The sequence below is a fragment of the Stutzerimonas sp. KH-1 genome (genome assembly GCF_054483855.1).
The window spans coordinates 4326633-4345025 of the sequence record NZ_CM137011.1; the positions used below are offsets into that span (position 1 = coordinate 4326633).

Here is an 18393-nt window from a genome sequence, read left to right on the forward strand (position 1 = left end):
GGAGACCCCAAGACTCCGCTTAGCCAAGGTATTCAGTGCGTCGATTGCCCTGTAGACCTTGCCCCAGCCTCCGCGTTATCCGCGGACGCCGCCTTCCACCCACCCCCCAATGCCACATACAACGCCACCTGCGCCGTCGCCAGCGCGGTCCGGCCTTCCAGTGCGCGCTGGCGGGCCTGTAGCGCACCGCGCTGGGCGTCCAGCACCTCGCTCAGGTTTGCCTCACCCAGCTCGTAGCTGCGCTGCGCCAGCCGATGCGCCCGTTCACGGTGCTCGCGGGTGCGGCTGAGGGATGCGTGCCTGCGCTGCTGACCGGCCATCCTCGTCAGGCCCCGTTCGACTTCCTCCAGCGCGGCGGCCAGCGCCTGCTCGAAGGCGACGTAGGCCGTCTCGCCCTCGGCATCGGCGAGTTCGATGGCGGCGCCGCGGCGAGGATAGTCCAGCAACGGCAGGCCGAACGTCGCGCCGACCCTGGCGAAGTTGGAGGCGCCGGATACCGCGTCGCCCAGGGCGAAGCCGGAGCGGCCAACCGCGGCCTGCACCGCCAGCTTGGGGAACAGATCACGACGGGCGGCCAGCGATTGCAGCTCGGCGGCGTCCAGCCGTGCGGCTTCGGCGATCAGGTCCGGACGGCGGCGCAGCAGGTCAATGGGCTGGCCGGGGGCGATGCGCTGCTCGGCCAGTGGTACCGGCGCACTGGCGGCGAGCCGCGCGGCGGTGCTGCCCGGCGGCTCGGCGAGCAGGGTGTCCAGCGCCAGCTGCGCTTCGGCCAGATGAATGTCCAGCTCGTCCAGATCGGCTTCCAGCGACGCGCGTTCGGCGGATGTGGCCTCGACGTCCAGCCGGGTCACCTCGCCGGCGTGAAACAGCAGCCCGGCGATGCGCTCCAGTTCGCGGGCCACCTCAATGCCTTCCACCAGCAGGGCGCGCTGTCCCTGCAGCGCGCGCAGTTGCAGATAGCCCTGCGCGGTGTTGGCGGCCACGGCCAGGCGTGCGGCCACCGTCTGCGCCTCGGCCGAGCGCAGTTGCTGGGCGGCGCTGTCGCGCCTGGCGCGGGTGGCGCCGAACAGGTCCAGCTCCCAGGTCGCCTGCAGCGCCAGCTCCCAGGTGTCGAAGCTGATCACGTCGTCGTCGGGGATGAAATCGGCCAGTGGGCTGTCGGGTTCGGCTTCCTGATCGTTCTCGTTCCACTGGCGGCTGGCCGAGCCGGGCAGGTCGAAGCTCGGCAGTAGGCCGGCGCGCGACTGGCGCAGCTGGGCGCGGGCGCTGTCGACCCGCGCCATGGCCAGGCGCACATCGTGGTTCTGCTGCATGGCGCGGCCGACCAGCGCGCTGAGCTGCGGGTCGTCGAACTGGCGCCACCAGGCAGCCAATGTCTCGGCATCCGCCGCGTGGCTGCCGGCGGCACTGAACCAGGCTTCCGGCAGCGGCGGCTCGGGGTGCTGCGGTGCGCTGGTGCAGGCGCCCAGGGCCAGAACGAGCAGCAGCGGGACGGCCAGAGGCTTGGCGCTCATGCGGTTTCCTCCTGGCGCACTTTCATCAATAGCAGGTACAGACAGGGCACGGCGAGCAGCGTCAGCAGCGTGGCGAAGCCCAGGCCGCCCATGATGGTCACTGCCATGTTGGCGAAGAACGGGTCGAACAGCAGCGGCACCATGCCCAGCACGGTGGTGCCGGCGGCCATCATCACCGGGCGCAGGCGCGACGCCGAGGCTTCGATGATGGCGGTCAGGCGCGGCACCTCGTCGTCGATCTGCCGGTCGATCTCGTCCACCAGCACCACGGCATTCTTGATCAGCATGCCGGTGAGGCTGAGCAGGCCGAGCAGTGCCATGAAACCGAATGCCTGACCGGTGAGCAGTAGGCCGAAGCTCACGCCGCAGATGGCCATCGGCACCACCGCCCAGATCATCAGCGGTTGGCGCACCCTGGCGAACAGCAGCACGGTGACCAGCACCATTGCCAGGTAGGGCACCGCCAGCGTGCTCGCCAGCGCCTGCTGGGCCTCGGAGGACTGTTCGTAGTCGCCGCCCCATTTCAGGCTGTAGTTGACCGGCAGTTCGATGCCCTCGATCAGCGGGCGGATGCGCTCGTGCGCCGCGTTGGTGTTCTCGCCGTCGCGTGGTTCGGCGCGGATGGAGATGGTGCGCTCGCGGTCGTAGCGCACGATGATGCTGTCCTCGCTGATCGGCTCGACGCCATCGGCGACCTGCGCCAGTGGCACGTAGCCGGTGCCGGCGGGGCTCCAGATCAGCCGTTGCAGCAGCTCGCCGCTATCGATGCGATCCTCCGGCGCAGCGCGCAGCAATACCGGGATCAGCTCGTCGCGCTCGCGCAGCAGGCTGACCCGCTGGCCCTCGCTGCCGGCGGCCAGGGCACGCGCCACGGCCTGGCGGGTCAGGCCGGCATCGGCGAGGCGATCCAGTGCCAGTTGCGGGCGCAGCACCAGCACCTGCTGGCGCCAGTCATCGCGCACGTTGAACACCTTGCCCTCATCCTGCAGGCGCTTGCGACCCTCGGCGGATATGGCCCGCAGCACCTCGATGTCCGGGCCGCTGATGCGCGCTTCCAGCTTGGCCTCGGCATTGGGGCCGAACATGAACTGCGCGGCCGAGACATCGGCCGAGGGATAGCGTTGCGGTAGCTGCTGGTTGATCTGCCGCACCAGCCCGTCGATCAGCTCGGCATCTTCGGTGCGCACGAGAAAGTGCATCAGCGCCGAATTCGGCTGCTCCGGCATATAGGTCAGCATGAAGCGCGAAGCGCCGGCGCCGATGAAACTGGACACTTCGCTGACGCCCTCCAGCTCCGCCAGATACGCCTCCACGTCAGAGGCGGTCTCTGCGGTCTCGCGAATGTGCGTGCCCTGCGGCAGGAACAGGTTGACGTAGAACAGCGGCGTGCTCGAAGGCGGGAAGAAACTCTGTGGCAGGCGAGTGAAGATCACCGCGCTGACCACCGTCAGCACGACCAGCACGCCGATGGTCAGCCAGGGCCGGTGCAGCACGCCAACGGCCAGTCGCCGATAACGGTTGTACCAGGGGCCGTCGTACGCCGCGTCGGGGTCTTCGCCGGTCTTGGCATTGCGCAGCAGGTAATGACCGAACAGCGGCACCAGCAGCAGCGCCAGCAGCCAGCTGAGCAGCAGCGACACGGCGATGACGAAAAACAGCGAGAAGAGGAACTCACCGGTAGTGTCCTGGGACAGACCGATGCCGGCGAAGGCGAGGATGCCGATGATGGTCGCGCCGAGCAGCGGCCACTGCGTCTGTTGCAGCGTTTCCTGCGAGGCCTCGAGGATGTTCTTGCCCTGGCGCTGGCGTACCAGCATGCCGTCACAGACCACCACCGCGTTGTCCACCAGCATGCCCATGGCGATGATCAGCGCGCCGAGGGAAATCCGCTCCAGCTCAATGCCCGCCAGCCACATCACCAGCAGCGTGCCGAGCACGGTGAGAAACAGCACCGCGCCGATGATGACGCCGGCGCGCAGTCCCATGGCGATGCACAGCACGCCGACCACGATGGCCACCGAGAGGAACACGTTGAGCGCGAAGCTGTTGACCGACTCATCGACGATCCGGTGCTGCTCGTACAGCGGATGCAGTTCGGCGCCCAGTGGCATGCGGTGTTCGATGGCCTGCAACGCCGCCTCGACGCTGTGGCCGACCTCGACGATGTTCGCGCCCGAGACACCGCTGACACCCAGAGTCAGCGCCGCCTGGCCGTTGTGGCGGATGATCTGCCGCGGCCGCTCGGCGTAGTCGCGCGACAGCTTGGCGATGGCGCCCAGCTCGACCCGCTGCGGGCCCTGGCCGACCGGCAATGCGCGCAGCTCGTCGAGCGAATCGAAGGCGCCGCTCGGGCGCAGGCGCACGAAAAACTCGCCGGCATGCACGCCGCCGGCATCCACTGCGGCATCGGTGTCGGCCAGCGCCGCGGCGATCTCGTCGGGGGCGATGCCCATCGCGGCCAGCTGCGCCTGGTCGACTTCCACGAGGATGCGCTCCTCCTGCACGCCGGCGATCTCGACCTTGCCGACGCCGTCGGCGGCCACCAGCGCGCGGCGCAGATCCTTGGCCGTCTCGTGCAGCTCCTTGAGCGTCAGGCCGTCGCCGGTCAGCGCATAGAAAATGCCGTAGACGTCGCCGAAATCGTCGTTGACCTGCGGCGGTTCGATCCCCGGTGGCAGGTCGCCCTGGGCATCGTTGATCTTGTTGCGCAGCTCGTCCCAGATCTGCGGCAGCGCATCGCCGTCGTAGCGGTCCTGCATCTCCACGCGAATCTCGGCGATGCCCGGCATCGAGCGCGAGCGGATCTCCTTGATCTGCGACATCTGCTGGATCGCGCTCTCCAGCGGTTCGGTCACCTGTTGCTCGACCTCCAGCGCCGTGGCGCCGGGGTACTGCACGTTGACGATGGCCTGCTTGATGGTGAATTCCGGGTCTTCCAGGCGGCCGATCTCGAAAAAGGCGAGGGTGCCGCCGAGCAGGCAGATCAGTACCAGAATCCAGATGTTGACCGGCCGGGTGATGGCGTAGCGGGCGAAATCCATCGGCTCAGTTCCGCTCCTGCGCTTCGATCGGCTGCTCGTCGTGCAGCTTGCTGCCGCCGGCGACGATGATCGGCATCCGCGCCTGCAAACCGTCACCGCGAATCAGCGCCTGATCGCCATCGACCTGCTCGAGCTGCACCGGCTGCCGCCGCGCGCGGCCATCGTCCGCCTGCCAGATGAAGTGCTGGCCGTCGCTGCCGGTCTGCAGCGCCGACAGCGGCAGGCGGAAGGCGCCGTGGGTCGTCTGCGGCTGCGGCGGACGTTCGATGCTGACGCGCATGGCCATGCCTGGCAGTAGGTTGTACCCCTCCGGCGGCTCGCCCTGCAGCACCAGGCGGTAGGTCCGCGCGCCTTCACGCGGCTGGGTGCTGTGCTCCTTGTAGCGCAGCGGCAGGCGCACATCGGCGATCACCAGCTCGCCTTCGGCCTGCAGACCGGGGCCGAGCGGAATGCTCAAGGCGGCGGTTTCCGGCAGGTCGACGCTAACTTCGATATGACCGTTGTCCTGCATCTCGAAGACCGGCGTGCCCACCGCGACCACCATGTCCGGCTCGGCCAGACGGCGCGCCACCACGCCGTCGAACGGTGCATTCAGCGTGCTCTGATCGAGATCGCGCTGGGCGCTGTCGCGTGCCACCCGTGCCGCCACCGTGTTGGCTTGCAGCGCTTCGATGGCGGCGGGAGCGAGGATGCCTTCGGCGAGCAGGGTGCGCTTGCGTGCCAGATCCGCCTCCAGTTGACGCAGGCGCGCATCGGCCTCGCGCAGCTGCAGGCGGTAGTCGGTGCGATCCAGCTGTGCCAGCGGTTCCCCGCGGTGCACCCGCGTACCTTCGTCGACGAGGATGCGCTCGATACGCCCGGCCACCTCGAACGACAGCTGCGTGGACGTCACGCTCTGCACCACGCCGGAGAAGCGCAGTGCCTCGGCTTGCGGCTCGGCTGCCTGCAGCGGCTCGACCAGCGCCACCCGCGGCGGCTGGGGTGCCGGCTCGGCTTCCGAGGAGCAGCCGCCGAGCAGTGGCAGCGCGCAGGCGATGATCGTCAACCAGGCCAGGGTCACTGGAAATGCTCGTGTTGACGTCATCGGGGCTCCTGGCTGCTCGCGTTGCGGGCGCGCTGACGCCCGTTGGGACTGACAGTAGAGCCCTGCGTCGGCGCAGGAGTTCGGCGGCAAATTGTTGCCAACGGGGTGACCGGATGGTCGATTTTCGCCAATGCTCTGCCACACTTGACGCATGAGCGGCTGCGTCTTTGCAGCGCTTGACCGTCGTGAACTCAGCGGGGATGCTTGCCCGCTGTTGAAGGCGCATTACTCATGGGGAATACGCAATGCAAGGCCAGGCACCGGTAATCGACTATCTGAAGGAGCTGTTGCGCGGCGAACTGGCGGCGCGCGATCAGTATTTCCTGCATTCGCGGATGTACGCCGACTGGGGCTTCAGCAAGCTCTACGAGCGCATCAACCATGAGATGGAGGAGGAGACGCAGCATGCCGATGCCCTGCTCAAGCGCATCCTCTTTCTCGAAGGCACCCCGGACATGACACCGGAACCGATCAACCCGGGGCACAGCGTGCCGGATATGCTGCGCAACGACCTGGCGCTGGAATACAAGGTGCGCGCCGCGCTCGCCCAGGGCATCGCGCTGGCCGAGCAGCACGGTGACTACCCGACCCGTGACATGCTGGCGCTGCAGCTGCACGACACCGAGGAAGACCACGCCTACTGGCTCGAGCAGCAGCTTGGCCTGATCGACCGCATCGGTCTGCAGAACTACCTGCAATCCCAGGCCAGCTGAGCCTTCCACCCCGCGAGGCAGGGCCTGCCTCGCGGGGCGCTTCGACGTTCCGTCAGAGCCGGAAGCGGCTCACCATCGACTGCAACTGACCGCCGAGACGGGCCAGCTCGGTGCTCGACGCCGCGGTTTCCTCGCTGGCAGCGGCAGTCTGTTCCGACACGTCACGCACGTTCACCACACTGCGGCTGATCTCCTCGGCCACTGCGCTCTGCTCCTCGGCAGCCGCGGCGATCTGCTGGTTCATCGCCTGGATGTTCGACACAGTACGGGTGATGCTGCCCAGCGACGCACCGGCACGGCGCGCCAGCTCGACCCCGCTGTCGGTCAGGTCGCGGCTGGTATGCATGATCGCGGCGACCTGCTGGGTGCCGTTCTGTAGCGCGGCGACCAGCCCTTCGATTTCCTCGGTGGATTTCTGCGTACGCTGCGCCAGCCCGCGCACCTCGTCGGCGACCACGGCGAAGCCGCGACCGGCCTCGCCGGCGCGGGCAGCTTCGATTGCGGCGTTGAGCGCCAGCAGGTTGGTCTGTTCGGCCACCGCACGGATCACGTTCATCACGCTGCCGATCTTGTCGCTCTCCTCCTGCAGTGCGGTCATGGCTTCGGTGGAGCGCACCACGGCGCTGGCCACGCGTTCGATCTGCGCGACCACCTCGGTGACCACGCGATCGCCTTCGCGGGCTTCGCCATCCGCTTCGGTGGCGGCCAGCGCGGCCTGCTCGGCATTGCGCGCCACTTCCTGAACGGTGGCCGACATCTCGTGCATGGCGGTAGCGACCTGGTCGGTTTCTTCCTTCTGGCTGTTCACGCCGGCGCTGGTCTGCTGGGTGACCGCCGAAAGCTCCTCGGCGGCGGCGCTGATCTGGCTGACGCCATCGCGGATGCCGCCGATCAGTTCGCGCAGGGTCGCGCCCATCTGCTGGATGCCGCGCTGCAGCACGCCCAGCTCGTCGCGGCGCTGGATCTGTGCGGTGGCGCTGAGGTCGCCGGAGGCGATGCGCTCGACGTCGGCCAGGGTCGCACGCAGCGGCAGGATGATCTGCCGGGTGATCAGCCAGGCGGCCAGGATGCCCAGCACCAGCGCCAGCAACGCGCTGACGATCAGGCGTGTACGCGCGGCGGCGCTTTCCACGTCGAGCTGGTCGAGCTGAAGCTGATAGAGCGAGTCGCTGATGCGGACGATTTCCTTCTGCTGATCGGTCATCTCCTGGCGCGCCTTGGCGATTGCCTGGGTGGCTTTCTCCAGTGCCTCGATGGCGCTGCGGTACTCGCCGAGCACCGTGCGCATCTGCTGCAGCGCCGCGCCGCTGTCGGCGTCCAGTGCGCCGGCATGACGGCCGAGGGTGGCCTGCGCGGCGTCGAGCTGGGCGTAGATCGCCTTCGCCGCCTCCGCACCCGGGCTGCTCATGTAGACGCGCAGCAGGTACTGCGCACGCTGCACGTCGTCCTCGATCTGGGTGATCGCCTGGAATTGGGCGAAACGGCCCTCGTCATAGTCCGAGAGCTGCAGCACCTGACGGTTCACGCCAGCCATCAGCTCGCTCAGACGGCCGGCGGCCTGGTCGATGATCTGCCGCGAGGCGTTGGCCTGGGCATAGGCCTTGCGCATGTCGTTCAGCGAATGCTGATACTGCGCGTTGTAGCCGGCTTGCTCCTTGAGCTGGGCGACGTTGACCGGGTTCTTGAAGGTTTCCAGCAGCTTGGTCTGCTGGGCGAGGTAGATGCCCAGGTTCTTGTCCAGGCGCTCGGTGGACTCGTTGTCGCCATTGGTCAGCATGAATTGCAGGCGGGCGATACGCAGGTCGGTTAGCGTCTTGTTCAGCAACGAGATTTCGGTCATCCAGCCGCTGCGCTGGATCACGCTGCCGAGGCTGCCCCAACCGTTCCAGGCGAGGATGAGGGTCAAGACCAGCACGGCACCGAAGCCCAGTGCGAGCTTCCTGCTGACGCCGATGTTTGCAAACCAGTTGTTCATGGCATTCCAATCTGATGAATAGTTCGATCCGGACGGGTGCCTTGCCGGCGGCCCGCGGTGTCTTCGGGCCCTCTTTCGGCCGTGAGCATACGAACTTGAATGTAAATCGAGGAATGGCGCAGCGAACGCTGGCGCGGGGCGGCGGGCCGGGGCGGCCCGCGTTGGCATCAGCCTTTGCCAGGCGCAGTGACTGGGGAGGAGCGGGATGACGGGGCGCCGCAGCAGCCGCTCTCGATGCCCTGCAGAATCGGGCAGTCCGGCCGATCATCGCCCTGGCAGTGGTCGACCAGCTCCTGCAGCGTGTCGCGCAGGCCGACCAGCTCGGCGATCTTGCGGTTCAGCTCGTCGATATGCGCGCCGGCCAGGGCTTTCACGTCGGCGCTGGCGCGCTGGCGGTCCTGCCACAGCGCCAGCAGCTTGCCGACCTCCTCGAGGGAGAAGCCCAGATCACGAGCGCGGCGGATGAAGGCCAGCTGGTGCAGGTCGCGCTCGTTGTAGTGGCGGTAGCCATTGGCACCACGCCCGGCGGGCGTGAGCAGGCCGATGGATTCGTAGTAGCGGATCATCTTCGCCGTGAGGCCGCTGTGCTTGGCTGCCTGACCGATGTTCATGGCGTGCTCCCGATCATTCTTCCGGTTTCCAGGAGCGCAGCAGCAGGGCGTTGCTCACCACGCTGACGCTCGACAGGGCCATCGCCGCACCAGCCACCACCGGACTGAGAAAGCCGAAGGCGGCGAGCGGAATGCCCACCAGGTTGTAGATAAAGGCCCAGAACAGGTTCTGCTGGATCTTGCGGTAGGTGCGCCGACTGATCTCCAGTGCGGCCGGCACCAGGCGCGGATCGCCGCGCATCAGAGTGATGCCGGCGGCGTGCATGGCCACGTCGGTGCCGCCGCCCATGGCGATGCCGACATCCGCCGCGGCCAGGGCAGGGGCATCGTTGATGCCGTCGCCGACCATCGCCACCACGGCGCCGCCCTTCTTCAGCTCCGCCACGGTGGCGGCCTTGTCCGCCGGCAGCACCTCGGCATGCACGTCATCGATGTGCAGCGCTTCGGCCACCACTCGCGCGCTGCCACGGTTGTCGCCGGTGATCAGGTGGCTGCGGATATGCCGCGCCGCGAGCCCGGCAATCGCCGCGGCGGCGCCGTCCTTGAGGCTGTCACCGAAAGCGAACAGACCGAGGATGCGCGGCTCGGGCGCTTGTTCCACCAGCCAGGAGAGGGTGCGGCCCTCGGCTTCCCAGCGCTGGGCGGTGTCCAGCAGCTCGCCAGGCTGCAGGCCGTACTCTTCGAGCATGCGCCGGTTGCCCAGCGCCAGCTGCTGGCCATCCAGCGTGCCGGCGATGCCGCGGCCGCTCAGGGCCTGGCTCTTCTGCACATCCGGCACCGTGATGCCATCGGCTTCGCAGCGCTCCAGCACCGCACGCGCCAGCGGGTGTTCGCTGCCGCGCTGCAGGGCGCCGGCCAGGCGCAGTATCCGCGCTTCGTCGCCGTCCACGGCATGCAGGTGGATGATCTGCGGCTTGCCCGAGGTGAGCGTGCCGGTCTTGTCGAAGGCCACGGCATTCACCGCATGGGCGACTTCCAGCGCCTCGGCGTCCTTGATCAGGATGCCGTGGCGCGCCGCCACGCCAGTGCCGGCCATGATCGCCGCCGGCGTCGCCAGGCCGAGGGCGCAGGGGCAGGCGATGACCAGCACGGCCACGGCGTTGATCAGCGCGACCTCGACCGGCGCGCCAGTGAGCAGCCAGCCGATCAGGGTGAACACGGCGATCACCAGCACCGCCGGGACGAACACCTGGCTGACCTTGTCCACCAGCTTCTGGATCGGCGCCTTGGCCGCCTGAGCGTCTTCCACCAGGCGGATGATCCGCGCCAGCACGGTCTCGCCACCGAGCGCGGTGGTGCGTACCAGCAGGCGGCCTTCGCCATTGATCGCGCCGCCGGTGATGCGGTCGCCCGGCGCCTTGTTCACCGGCAGGCTCTCGCCGCTGATCAGTGCTTCGTCGGCCTGGCTCTCGCCCTCGACCACTTCGCCGTCTACCGGGAAACGCTCGCCAGGCTTGACCAGCACCAGGTCGCCCAGGCGCAGCGCGGCGATGGCGACGTCCTCCTCGCGGCCGTCGATCACCCGGGTCGCGCGGTCCGGACGCAAGGCTTCCAGCGCACGAATGGCGGCGCTGGTCTGGCGCTTGGCGCGGCTTTCCAGATATTTGCCCAGCAGCACCAGGGCGATGACCACCGCGGAGGCCTCGAAATACAGGTGTGGCATCTGCCCGGCCGGCGTCGCCCACCATTGATAGAGGCTCAGGCCGTAACCGGCGCTGGTGCCGATGGCGACCAACAGGTCCATGTTGCCGGCACCAGCGCGCACCGCCTTCCAGCCGGCGACATAGAAGCGCGCGCCGAGAATGAATTGCACCGGCGTGGCGAGCAGGAACTGAATCCATGCCGGCAGCATCCAGTGCTGCCCGAACAGTTCGCCGAACATCGGCAGCACCAGCGGTGCGGCCAGCAGCAGGCCGGCGATCACCGCCCAGCGTTCGCGCTGCAGGCGTCGTTCGGCATCCTGTGCGGGTTGCTGCTGGTCGCCGGCGCTTGCCTGGTAGCCGGCAGCCTCGACTGCCTGGATCAGCACGGCGGGGGCGGGCGTGCCGATCACTTCGACATGCGCGCGTTCGCTGGCCAGGTTCACCGCGGCGCTGCGTACACCGGGCACCTTGAGCAGGGCGCGTTCGACCCGGCCGACGCAGCTGGCGCAGGTCATGCCTTCGATGTTCAGCTCGATGTTCTGCACAGGCACGCCGTAGCCGGCCTTTTCCACGGCCTCGATCAGCGTTGCCACACCAAGGTCATCGCCTTCGATACGCACCTGTTCGTTGGCCAGGTTGACGTTGGCCGCGGCGACGCCCGGCACCTTGAGCAGGGCGCGTTCGACGCGGCCGGCGCAGCTGGCGCAGGTCATACCGCTGACCGGCAGCGTATGGGTGGCGCTGGACATGGCAGTGACTCCTCGGATTGCGATGGCTGCAGGATCGACCTTAACCCTATGGCAAGGTCAACACCATGATCTGCGACAGCTGGGACCTTGACCTTGCCCGGGTGGCAAGCCCGAGAATCGGCGCCTCCACCAGACGAGGAGAACGACGATGCAAGAATTCAAGGTGAGCGGAATGACCTGCAGCCACTGCGAGCGTGCGGTAACCCAGGCCATCCAGACGCTGGACCCGCAGGCACAGGTGCAGGTGGACCTGGCGGCCGGAACGGTGCAGGTCCAGAGCAGCGCCAGCAAGCAGGCGATTCGCCAGGCGATCAGCGAAGAGGGTTATCAGGTGAGCTGATCGCTCAACCGGCAGGCTGGTCGGGATCGTCCGGCCAGTCGCGGACCAGGCCGCGGAACAGCGGGTCGATCAGCGCCCTGGTATCGACCTCGGGGGCGAACAGTTCGGTGTCCCGCGTCCAGTCGGTGAACAGCCCGACCACCAGGGCGTGCAGGGACAGCGCGGCGAGCCGCGGCGTGACGCCGGGACGCAGGCAGGCCGAGGCGTTGCGCAGCAGGTTTTCGCACAGATCGATGAACTGGTTGATGAAGGCGTGGTGACGCTCCTCCGCCTCACGCAATTCATCGGTGAATTCGCATTTGTGCAGCAGGATGGTGAAGATCCGGCGCTTCTGCTCGTTGCTGGCCAGGGTGCTGATGGCCTCGACCGTCAGGTTGCGCAGGGCGATCAGTGCCTGCAGCGGCTGCTGCTGATTGCAGCTGCACAGGCGTTCGGTCATCTGCTCCGGTGGCAGTCGAATCTGGTTGAGCATTTCATGGAACAGGTGCGCCTTGTTCTGGAAGTGCCAGTACACCGCGCCGCGCGTCACACCGGCGTCACGGGCGATCTGGTCGAGGCTGGTGTGGGCCACGCCCTTGTCCAGAAACAGCCGCTCGGCGGAGGCGAGGATGGCGATGCGGGTCTTCTCGGCTTCTTCTTTGGTTCGGCGCATGGGGCAGGTTCGGCAGATAGCGGCTGCTTCGGGCGTCCAGCAGCGTTGGAGGCGGCCAGTGTAACGGCGCATCTCGTCGCGATGCATGTTTACAATCGGCGGTGTATGTAACAGCATCTTGCACGCCGGTGCAAACCCTCGAACGAGGTAACGGTCCACCGAGTGGCCCTCGCGCCTCCTTCTCTTTCCTGCTTGCGAGCTTCTGATGTCTCTGCGGATTCTCCTCATCCTGGGCGCGCTCAGTGCGTTCGGCCCCCTGGCCATCGACATGTACCTTCCGGCCTTTCCCTTGCTGGCGGAGTCCTTCGATACCAGCGTCGACCATGTCCAACTGTCGCTGGCTGCCTATTTCATCGGTCTGGCCATCGGTCAGCTGGTCTATGGCCCGCTGGCCGATCGCTACGGCCGGCGTGGGCCGCTGCTGGTCGGCGTGACCCTGTTTACCCTGGCCTCGCTGGCGAGCGCCTTCGCACCGTCCATGGACTGGCTGATCGGCGTGCGCTTCGTCCAGGCGCTCGGCGGCTGTGCCGGCATGGTGGTGGCGCGTGCCGTGGTGCGCGACCTGTGCGATCCGATGACCAGCGCCAAGGTGTTCTCGCAGCTGATGCTGGTGATGGGCTTGGCGCCGATCCTTGCGCCAGTGGCGGGCGGCGCGTTGCTGGCTACCTTCGGTTGGCCATCGATCTTCATCCTGCTGACGCTGTTCAGCGCAATCTGCCTGGTGGCGGTCACGCTCTGGCTACCGGAAACCTATCCGGCCGGGCTGCCGCGCCAGCCGATGTCCGGTGCGCTGGGACAGTACCTGCGGCTGTTCCGCGATCGCTTCTTCATGGGCCACGTGCTGACCGGCGCGCTGTGCATGGCGGGGATGTTCGCCTACATCACCGGTTCGCCGTTCGTCTTCATCGAGCTGTATGGCGTCAAGCCCGAGCATTTCGGCTGGCTGTTCGGCATCAATGCCGCGGGCTTCATTCTGATGGCGCAGGTGAACGTGCGGCTGGTGCGCTGGCGCGGGCCGGAATTCTGGGTACGGCGCTGGGTGTGGTTCTTCTTCGGCAGTGCGCTGGCGCTGCTGGCGGTAGCGGCGGCGCAGCCCGAATCGCTCTGGCCGTTGCTGATCCCGCTGTTCTGCTGCGTGTCCTGCCTGGGCTGTCTGTTGCCGAACGCCACGGCCTGCGCCATGGCTGACCAGCGTGCCAATGCCGGCAGTGCTTCGGCTCTGCTTGGCAGCCTGCAGTTTGCCATCGCAGCGATTGCCGCTTCGGCGATAGGCGCTTTGCACAACGGCACAGCGGTGCCGCTGGCGGCAATCATGAGCCTGTGCGGGCTGCTGGCGACGCTCGTCGCCTATGGCACGGCGCGCGCCAGCACGGAGTGAAGTATCAGGCGCTCAGTGGCAGGCGATGCGGCGCCTGCAGGCGTCGCTGCAGGGTTTCGACGAAGGCGCGTGCCTCGGCCTCGCTGCGGAAGGTGACGCGCTGGCGGTCCAGGCAGACCTGCCAGGCGCTGTCGGGATAGGGCGTCAGGCGGCGGACGAGAATGTTCATGGCGATCTCCTCGCAAGTTGGCGCCGCTCAGTCTAGGCGCAGCCACGGCCCGCGTGGCGAGCCATGGTGTCGCAGGTCGGCCTTGCGCCGACGAATGGCTCAGTAGGCCAGGCGTGCGTCCAGGCTGTTCTGCGCCAGGCGGCGAGCCTGCGCTTCGGTCATCCCCAGGCTCTCGTGCAGCGCGACGAAATTCTCCGTCACGTAGCCGCCGAAGTAGGCCGGGTCGTCGGAGTTCACCGTGACTTTCACGCCCTGCTCCAGCAGGTCGAGGATGTTGTGCTGGCGCATGTCGGCGAACACCTTGAGCTTGGTGTTGGACAGCGGGCAGACCGTGAGCGGGATCTGCTCCTCGATCAGCCGGGCGATCAGCTTCGGATCTTCCGCGGCGCGCACGCCATGGTCGATGCGGCTGACCTTGAGCAGATCGAGCGCCTGCCAGATGTATTCCGGCGGGCCTTCCTCGCCGGCATGGGCAACGGTGAGCAAGCCTTCGCCACGCGCCTTGTCGAACACGCGCTGAAACTTGCTCGGCGGATGGCCGACCTCGGAGCTGTCGAGGCCGACGGCGAAGAAGGCATTGCGATAGGGCAGCGCCTGTTCCAGGGTCTTGAAGGCTTCTTCTTCCGGCAGATGGCGCAGGAAGCTGAGAATCAGCCCGCTGCTGATGCCCAGCAGCTCACGGCCGTCGGCCAGCGCCGCGCTGATGCCGTTGAGCGCCGCCTCGAACGGCACGCCACGGTCGGTGTGGGTCTGCGGGTCGAAGAAGGGCTCGGTATGTACCACGTTCTGCTCTTCGCACTTCTGCAGGTAGGCCCAGGTCAGGTCGTAGAAGTCCTGCTCGGTGCGCAGCACGTCGGCGCCGGCATAGTAGAGGTCGAGGAATTCCTGCAGGTTGCCGAAGTTGTAGGCGCTGCGCAGCGCCTCGACGTCGTTCCAGGGCAGGGCGATCTTGTTGCGCTCGGCCAGGCGGAACATCAGTTCCGGCTCCAGCGAGCCCTCCAGGTGCAAGTGGAGTTCGGCCTTGGGCAGATTGTTGAGCCAGTCGTGCATCGCGAAATTCTCGTCTTGCGGGTGTGGGGGCATTCTAGCGACGGGTTGTCGCATCCGGATATGGCCATCGGCTGTTTGCCGCGCCTAGCAGGCGTCGATGACAGTGCGATGGAGCCTTCGTTTCATTTGGCGAATATTTGACCAGCGGTCTGCGAGCCAAGCACGGCGCGGCCTGGCAAGGTTGTTCCCAATGTTATCCACACACTTCTCCACGCGAATCGGGCATAACTGGCAGCTGGCAGAACGCGATTGATGGCATTGCGTCATCGCGCGACCGCTCAGTCAAAAAACACTGCAATTCAAGCGTTTAACGTGATAGTGGCGGGTCTGCAAGGCGCTCTGATTAAAAAATGTACAGATTTCTGCAGCCCCCGTGGCAGGCGCTTCGCAGCACGCCATACAAATGTTATCCACAGTTGCTTCCACAGTATTTGTGGGCAACGCAGGCTCTAGTCCGACGTTTCCAGCTGGCTACGACCGCGGGTGATATCAGCAAGCAATCTGCCCAGTGGCTGCAGCTGAGCGGCGGGAAGGGCAATCTCCAGCGTCGCGCCTTCGGCATCGAAATGCTCGGCTTCCAGCAGCGCTTCGAAATCCCCTAGGCGCGCCTTGAGCAGCGCCAGTTCGGCGAAGCGGCAATGACAGCGGCAGCGCGAGCGCGAGACCAGCTCGCTGCGCTCGCCGGCCTGCAGACATTTGGCGGTGGTGCCGCCGTAGGCACGGGCGAGGCCGCCGGTGCCTAGCTTGATGCCACCGAACCAGCGGATCACCACCACCGCAACCCGATCGAAATCCTGCCCTTCTATGGCCGTGAGCATTGGTCTTCCCGCCGTACCGCCGGGCTCGCCGTCATCGCTGAAGCGGTATTGATTGCCGATCTTCCACGCCCAGCAGTTATGCGTAGCGGTCGGATCGCTGACCGCCTGGATGAATGCCTGCGCTTCTTCCGGACTTTGCACAGGTGCGGCCTTGGCCAGGAAACGGCTCTTGCTGATGACTTCCAGCAGTTCGCACGGCGCGGACAGGGTGAAGGGCATGAGAAATGTAGCTTCCGGATAGCGCAACGGGGCGAGCATTGTAGCCGCGTCGGAGTCGTCGCAAAGGCCGGGCGACCATGACCATCCGGCCAACGGGCTGAACTTATGTTGCCGCCTCGGACCCCTAGTTAGTAAGGCGTGGCTCGCGCCTGACGCCAGTGGCACCTACCAGAGCCACTTCCTACCGGCTAGAGAAAAGGAGGAAACACCATGCTCAACTCCAGTTACCAGTCATGCATCCAGGCCTGTTCCAATTGCGCCCTGGTCTGCGAGACCTGCGCGGCCTCCTGCCTGCGCGAGGACGACGTGAAAATGATGGCGCGCTGCATCGAACTCGATCGTGACTGCGCCGACATGTGTGCGATCGCGGCAGTGCTGATGACCCGCGACAGCGCCTATGCCAAAGCGTTCTGCAAGCTCTGTGCGCAGGTCTGCCGCGACTGTGCCGAGGAGTGCGGCAAGCACCAGCATGACCATTGCCAGGCCTGCGCCGAAGCCTGTCGCAAGTGCGCTGAAGAGTGCGAAAAGATGGCGGCCTGATCGGCCGTCGATCTGGAGGGCCGCAGCTGCGGCTGTCGGCCCTTCTGCTTCAGGCCAGCCAGTCCAGCGTCAGGATCAGGCGGCGCTCGGTGCTGGTTGCCTGCGGCGAGCGGTGAATGATCCCGGCGCCTTCGTTACCCAGCCATTTCTCCCCCTTGAACAACGCCACGTCGCCAGCCCCGAGCTGCTCGATGGCGGCCGGGTCTGTCGGTTCGGCTGCCGGATCACCGAGACGCCAACGTGGCATGCCGTCCTCGCGAAGCCATTCGCTACCCGCGCCGGCATAGGTGGTGATCAGCCGCAGCGGTACATGATCGACGTGAAAGCGCGGGCACATGGGCTTGTCCAGCAGCCGCAGGCGCAGGCCGATGCGCCGCGCATCGACCAGACAGCTGAACGCCCGCACCAGCCAGGCCACGTCAGCAACGAAACCGGCATGCCCGGGAACGTCCCGATGGGCTGCCGCCAGGGTTGGCAGCTGCAGCTCGCCGTCGCCGCTCGGTTCGAGGGTCAGCGACTCCGCCAGCGGCTCGCTCAGCGCCAGAAGTGTCTCGGCGAACTCGGCAATATGCAGCGGCAGCTGGCGCTGCCATACGCTGAGGTTGACGCCGTCGTTCAGCGCTTCGCCGAGTATCGCCGGAGAATCGCCCAGCAGCTGGCGTGGCTGTGGACGGATGATCCGCTGCGCCAGCATCAGGCGACCTGCTCGTGCCAGGGGCCGAACGGGTCCGGCAGGCGCAGCCAGCCGTCGACGCCCACGGCCCATTCGCTGTCGTTCAGCAGGCAGGCGTCCAGCTCGCGGCGCAGCCGGTTGAAGTCGATGTTCTGCCCGATGAAGACCAGTTCCTGGCGGCAGTCGCCGAACTCGCCGCGGGACTTGCCGAGGATCGCCGTGCGGCTTTCGCGGTCGCTCGGCCAGGCCGACTCCGGGGTGAAGTGCCACCAGCGCCCGGCGTAGTCGTAGCGCATCAACCCACCGGCCTGCGACCAGCTGCCGGCTTCTTCGGGGCGGGTAGCGAGCCAGAAGAAGCCCTTGGAGCGTAGCAGGCGGCCGTTGCTCCACTCGCGGTTGAGGAAGTTGTAGAAACGCTGCGGATGGAACGGCCGGCGCGCCAGGTAGGCGGTGGAGGCGATGCCGTACTCCTCGGTTTCCGGCACATGCTCACCGCGCATTTCCTTGAGCCAGCCGGGCGCCTGGGCGGCGCGTTCGAAATCGAAACGGCCGGTGTCGAGGATTCGGTCGAGCGGCACCTGCCCCATGCTCATCGGCAGGATCTCGGCGTGGGTATTGAGCCGGCCGAGGATGGCGCTCAGCTCCTCGCGTTCGGCGGCGGAAATCAGGTCGATCTTGCTGATCAGGATGACGTCGGCGAACTCCACCTGTTCGATCAGCAGCTCGGTGACCGAGCGTTCGTCGTCCTCGCCAAGGGTTTCGCCGTGACTGGCCAGGCTCTCGGCCTCGTGGAAGTCGCGCACGAAGTTCACCCCGTCGACCACCGTGACCATGGTGTCCAGCCGTGCCAGATCGGCCAGACTCTGGCCCTGCTCGTCACGGAAGGTGAAGGTTTCGGCCACTGGCAGCGGTTCGGAGATCCCGGTGGACTCGATCAGCAGGTAGTCGAAGCGGCCCTCGCGGGCGAGCTTGCCGACTTCCTCGAGCAGGTCTTCGCGCAACGTGCAGCAGATGCAGCCATTGCTCAGCTCCACCAGCTTCTCTTCGGCGCGATTGAGGCTGACGCCGCGCTGCACCTCGTTGCCGTCGATGTTGATCTCGCTCATGTCGTTGACGATCACAGCCACGCGGCGGCCGTCGCGGTTCTTCAGGATGTGGTTGAGTAGGGTGCTCTTGCCGGCGCCGAGGAAGCCGGACAGGACGGTTACAGGGAGGCGGTTCATG

General features: G+C 66.8%; 16 protein-coding genes. 4 read left to right on the top strand and 12 right to left on the bottom strand.

Features of this window, described 5'->3' with window-relative positions; translation table 11 throughout:
- Positions 1 to 32: 32 nt before the first annotated feature.
- Genes ACX1DW_RS20620 through ACX1DW_RS20630 form a run of 3 tightly spaced genes read right to left on the bottom strand, consistent with a single transcriptional unit; the run spans position 33 to position 5639 of the window.
- Complete coding sequence (locus tag ACX1DW_RS20620; RefSeq protein WP_458992289.1) at positions 33 to 1514, bottom strand: efflux transporter outer membrane subunit; 1482 nt, start codon at positions 1512 to 1514, stop codon at positions 33 to 35.
- Positions 1511 to 4555: an efflux RND transporter permease subunit gene (locus ACX1DW_RS20625; protein WP_458992290.1), complete on the bottom strand. Its 3045-nt coding sequence runs from the start codon at positions 4553 to 4555 to the stop codon at positions 1511 to 1513. The genes ACX1DW_RS20620 and ACX1DW_RS20625 overlap by 4 nt, the downstream gene beginning before the upstream one ends.
- A 4-nt stretch (positions 4556 to 4559) precedes the next feature.
- On the bottom strand, positions 4560 to 5639 hold the full coding sequence (locus tag ACX1DW_RS20630; RefSeq protein ID WP_458992291.1) for an efflux RND transporter periplasmic adaptor subunit: 1080 nt from the start codon (positions 5637 to 5639) through the stop codon (positions 4560 to 4562).
- Between the two features lie 245 nt (positions 5640 to 5884).
- Here ACX1DW_RS20630 and bfr point away from each other — a divergent pair, with 245 nt between their 5' ends.
- Complete coding sequence (bfr, locus tag ACX1DW_RS20635; protein WP_063541945.1) at positions 5885 to 6352, top strand: bacterioferritin; 468 nt, start codon at positions 5885 to 5887, stop codon at positions 6350 to 6352.
- A gap of 52 nt (positions 6353 to 6404) precedes the next feature.
- Here bfr and ACX1DW_RS20640 read toward each other — a convergent pair whose 3' ends face one another.
- The 3 genes from ACX1DW_RS20640 to ACX1DW_RS20650 all read right to left on the bottom strand — a co-directional run bounded on the left by ACX1DW_RS20640 (position 6405) and on the right by ACX1DW_RS20650 (position 11330).
- A complete protein-coding gene (locus tag ACX1DW_RS20640) occupies positions 6405 to 8327 on the bottom strand; it encodes a methyl-accepting chemotaxis protein (protein WP_458992292.1) in 1923 nt (640 codons plus the stop codon).
- 167 nt (positions 8328 to 8494) lie between these two features.
- Positions 8495 to 8938 (bottom strand): Cu(I)-responsive transcriptional regulator, encoded by a 444-nt coding sequence (gene cueR / locus ACX1DW_RS20645; RefSeq protein ID WP_267931218.1) that lies wholly within the window; start codon positions 8936 to 8938, stop codon positions 8495 to 8497.
- Between the two features lie 13 nt (positions 8939 to 8951).
- Positions 8952 to 11330 (bottom strand): heavy metal translocating P-type ATPase, encoded by a 2379-nt coding sequence (locus ACX1DW_RS20650; RefSeq protein ID WP_458992293.1) that lies wholly within the window; start codon positions 11328 to 11330, stop codon positions 8952 to 8954.
- A gap of 148 nt (positions 11331 to 11478) precedes the next feature.
- Here ACX1DW_RS20650 and ACX1DW_RS20655 point away from each other — a divergent pair, with 148 nt between their 5' ends.
- Positions 11479 to 11670, top strand: coding sequence for a heavy-metal-associated domain-containing protein (locus ACX1DW_RS20655; RefSeq protein WP_458992294.1), 192 nt, complete (start codon positions 11479 to 11481; stop codon positions 11668 to 11670).
- A 4-nt stretch (positions 11671 to 11674) separates the two neighbouring features.
- Here ACX1DW_RS20655 and ACX1DW_RS20660 read toward each other — a convergent pair whose 3' ends face one another.
- Entirely contained in the window at positions 11675 to 12322 is a 648-nt protein-coding gene (locus ACX1DW_RS20660; RefSeq protein ID WP_267931215.1) for a TetR family transcriptional regulator, read from the bottom strand.
- A gap of 205 nt (positions 12323 to 12527) precedes the next feature.
- On the opposite strand from ACX1DW_RS20660, the gene ACX1DW_RS20665 reads away from it, so the two are divergent.
- The gene (locus ACX1DW_RS20665) at positions 12528 to 13700 is read left to right on the top strand and encodes a Bcr/CflA family multidrug efflux MFS transporter (protein ID WP_125867000.1); all 1173 of its coding nucleotides are present in this window, start codon (positions 12528 to 12530) and stop codon (positions 13698 to 13700) included.
- Positions 13701 to 13704: 4 nt separating this feature from the next.
- Here ACX1DW_RS20665 and ACX1DW_RS20670 read toward each other — a convergent pair whose 3' ends face one another.
- The 3 genes from ACX1DW_RS20670 to ACX1DW_RS20680 form a co-directional block, all read right to left on the bottom strand.
- Positions 13705 to 13869 carry a hypothetical protein gene (locus ACX1DW_RS20670; protein WP_166082458.1) on the bottom strand — a complete coding sequence of 55 codons (165 nt, stop codon included), beginning with the start codon at positions 13867 to 13869 and terminating at the stop codon, positions 13705 to 13707.
- A 99-nt stretch (positions 13870 to 13968) separates the two neighbouring features.
- Positions 13969 to 14919 (bottom strand): adenosine deaminase, encoded by a 951-nt coding sequence (locus tag ACX1DW_RS20675; RefSeq protein WP_011914630.1) that lies wholly within the window; start codon positions 14917 to 14919, stop codon positions 13969 to 13971.
- A 449-nt stretch (positions 14920 to 15368) separates the two neighbouring features.
- Positions 15369 to 15956, bottom strand: a complete 588-nt coding sequence (locus tag ACX1DW_RS20680; RefSeq protein ID WP_458993423.1) for an IMPACT family protein — start codon at positions 15954 to 15956, stop codon at positions 15369 to 15371.
- A 210-nt stretch (positions 15957 to 16166) separates the two neighbouring features.
- Between ACX1DW_RS20680 and ACX1DW_RS20685 the strand changes: the two genes are divergently transcribed.
- Complete coding sequence (locus ACX1DW_RS20685) at positions 16167 to 16496, top strand: four-helix bundle copper-binding protein (protein ID WP_014597733.1); 330 nt, start codon at positions 16167 to 16169, stop codon at positions 16494 to 16496.
- A 49-nt stretch (positions 16497 to 16545) separates the two neighbouring features.
- Here the strand turns inward: ACX1DW_RS20685 and ACX1DW_RS20690 are convergent, their stop codons facing one another.
- Together ACX1DW_RS20690 and zigA are read right to left on the bottom strand one after the other, a co-directional pair.
- Positions 16546 to 17190, bottom strand: coding sequence for a DUF1826 domain-containing protein (locus tag ACX1DW_RS20690; protein WP_458992295.1), 645 nt, complete (start codon positions 17188 to 17190; stop codon positions 16546 to 16548).
- A complete protein-coding gene (gene zigA / locus ACX1DW_RS20695) occupies positions 17190 to 18392 on the bottom strand; it encodes a zinc metallochaperone GTPase ZigA (RefSeq protein ID WP_458992296.1) in 1203 nt (400 codons plus the stop codon). Before zigA ends, ACX1DW_RS20690 begins: the two co-directional genes overlap by 1 nt.
- Position 18393: the final 1 nt, after the last annotated feature.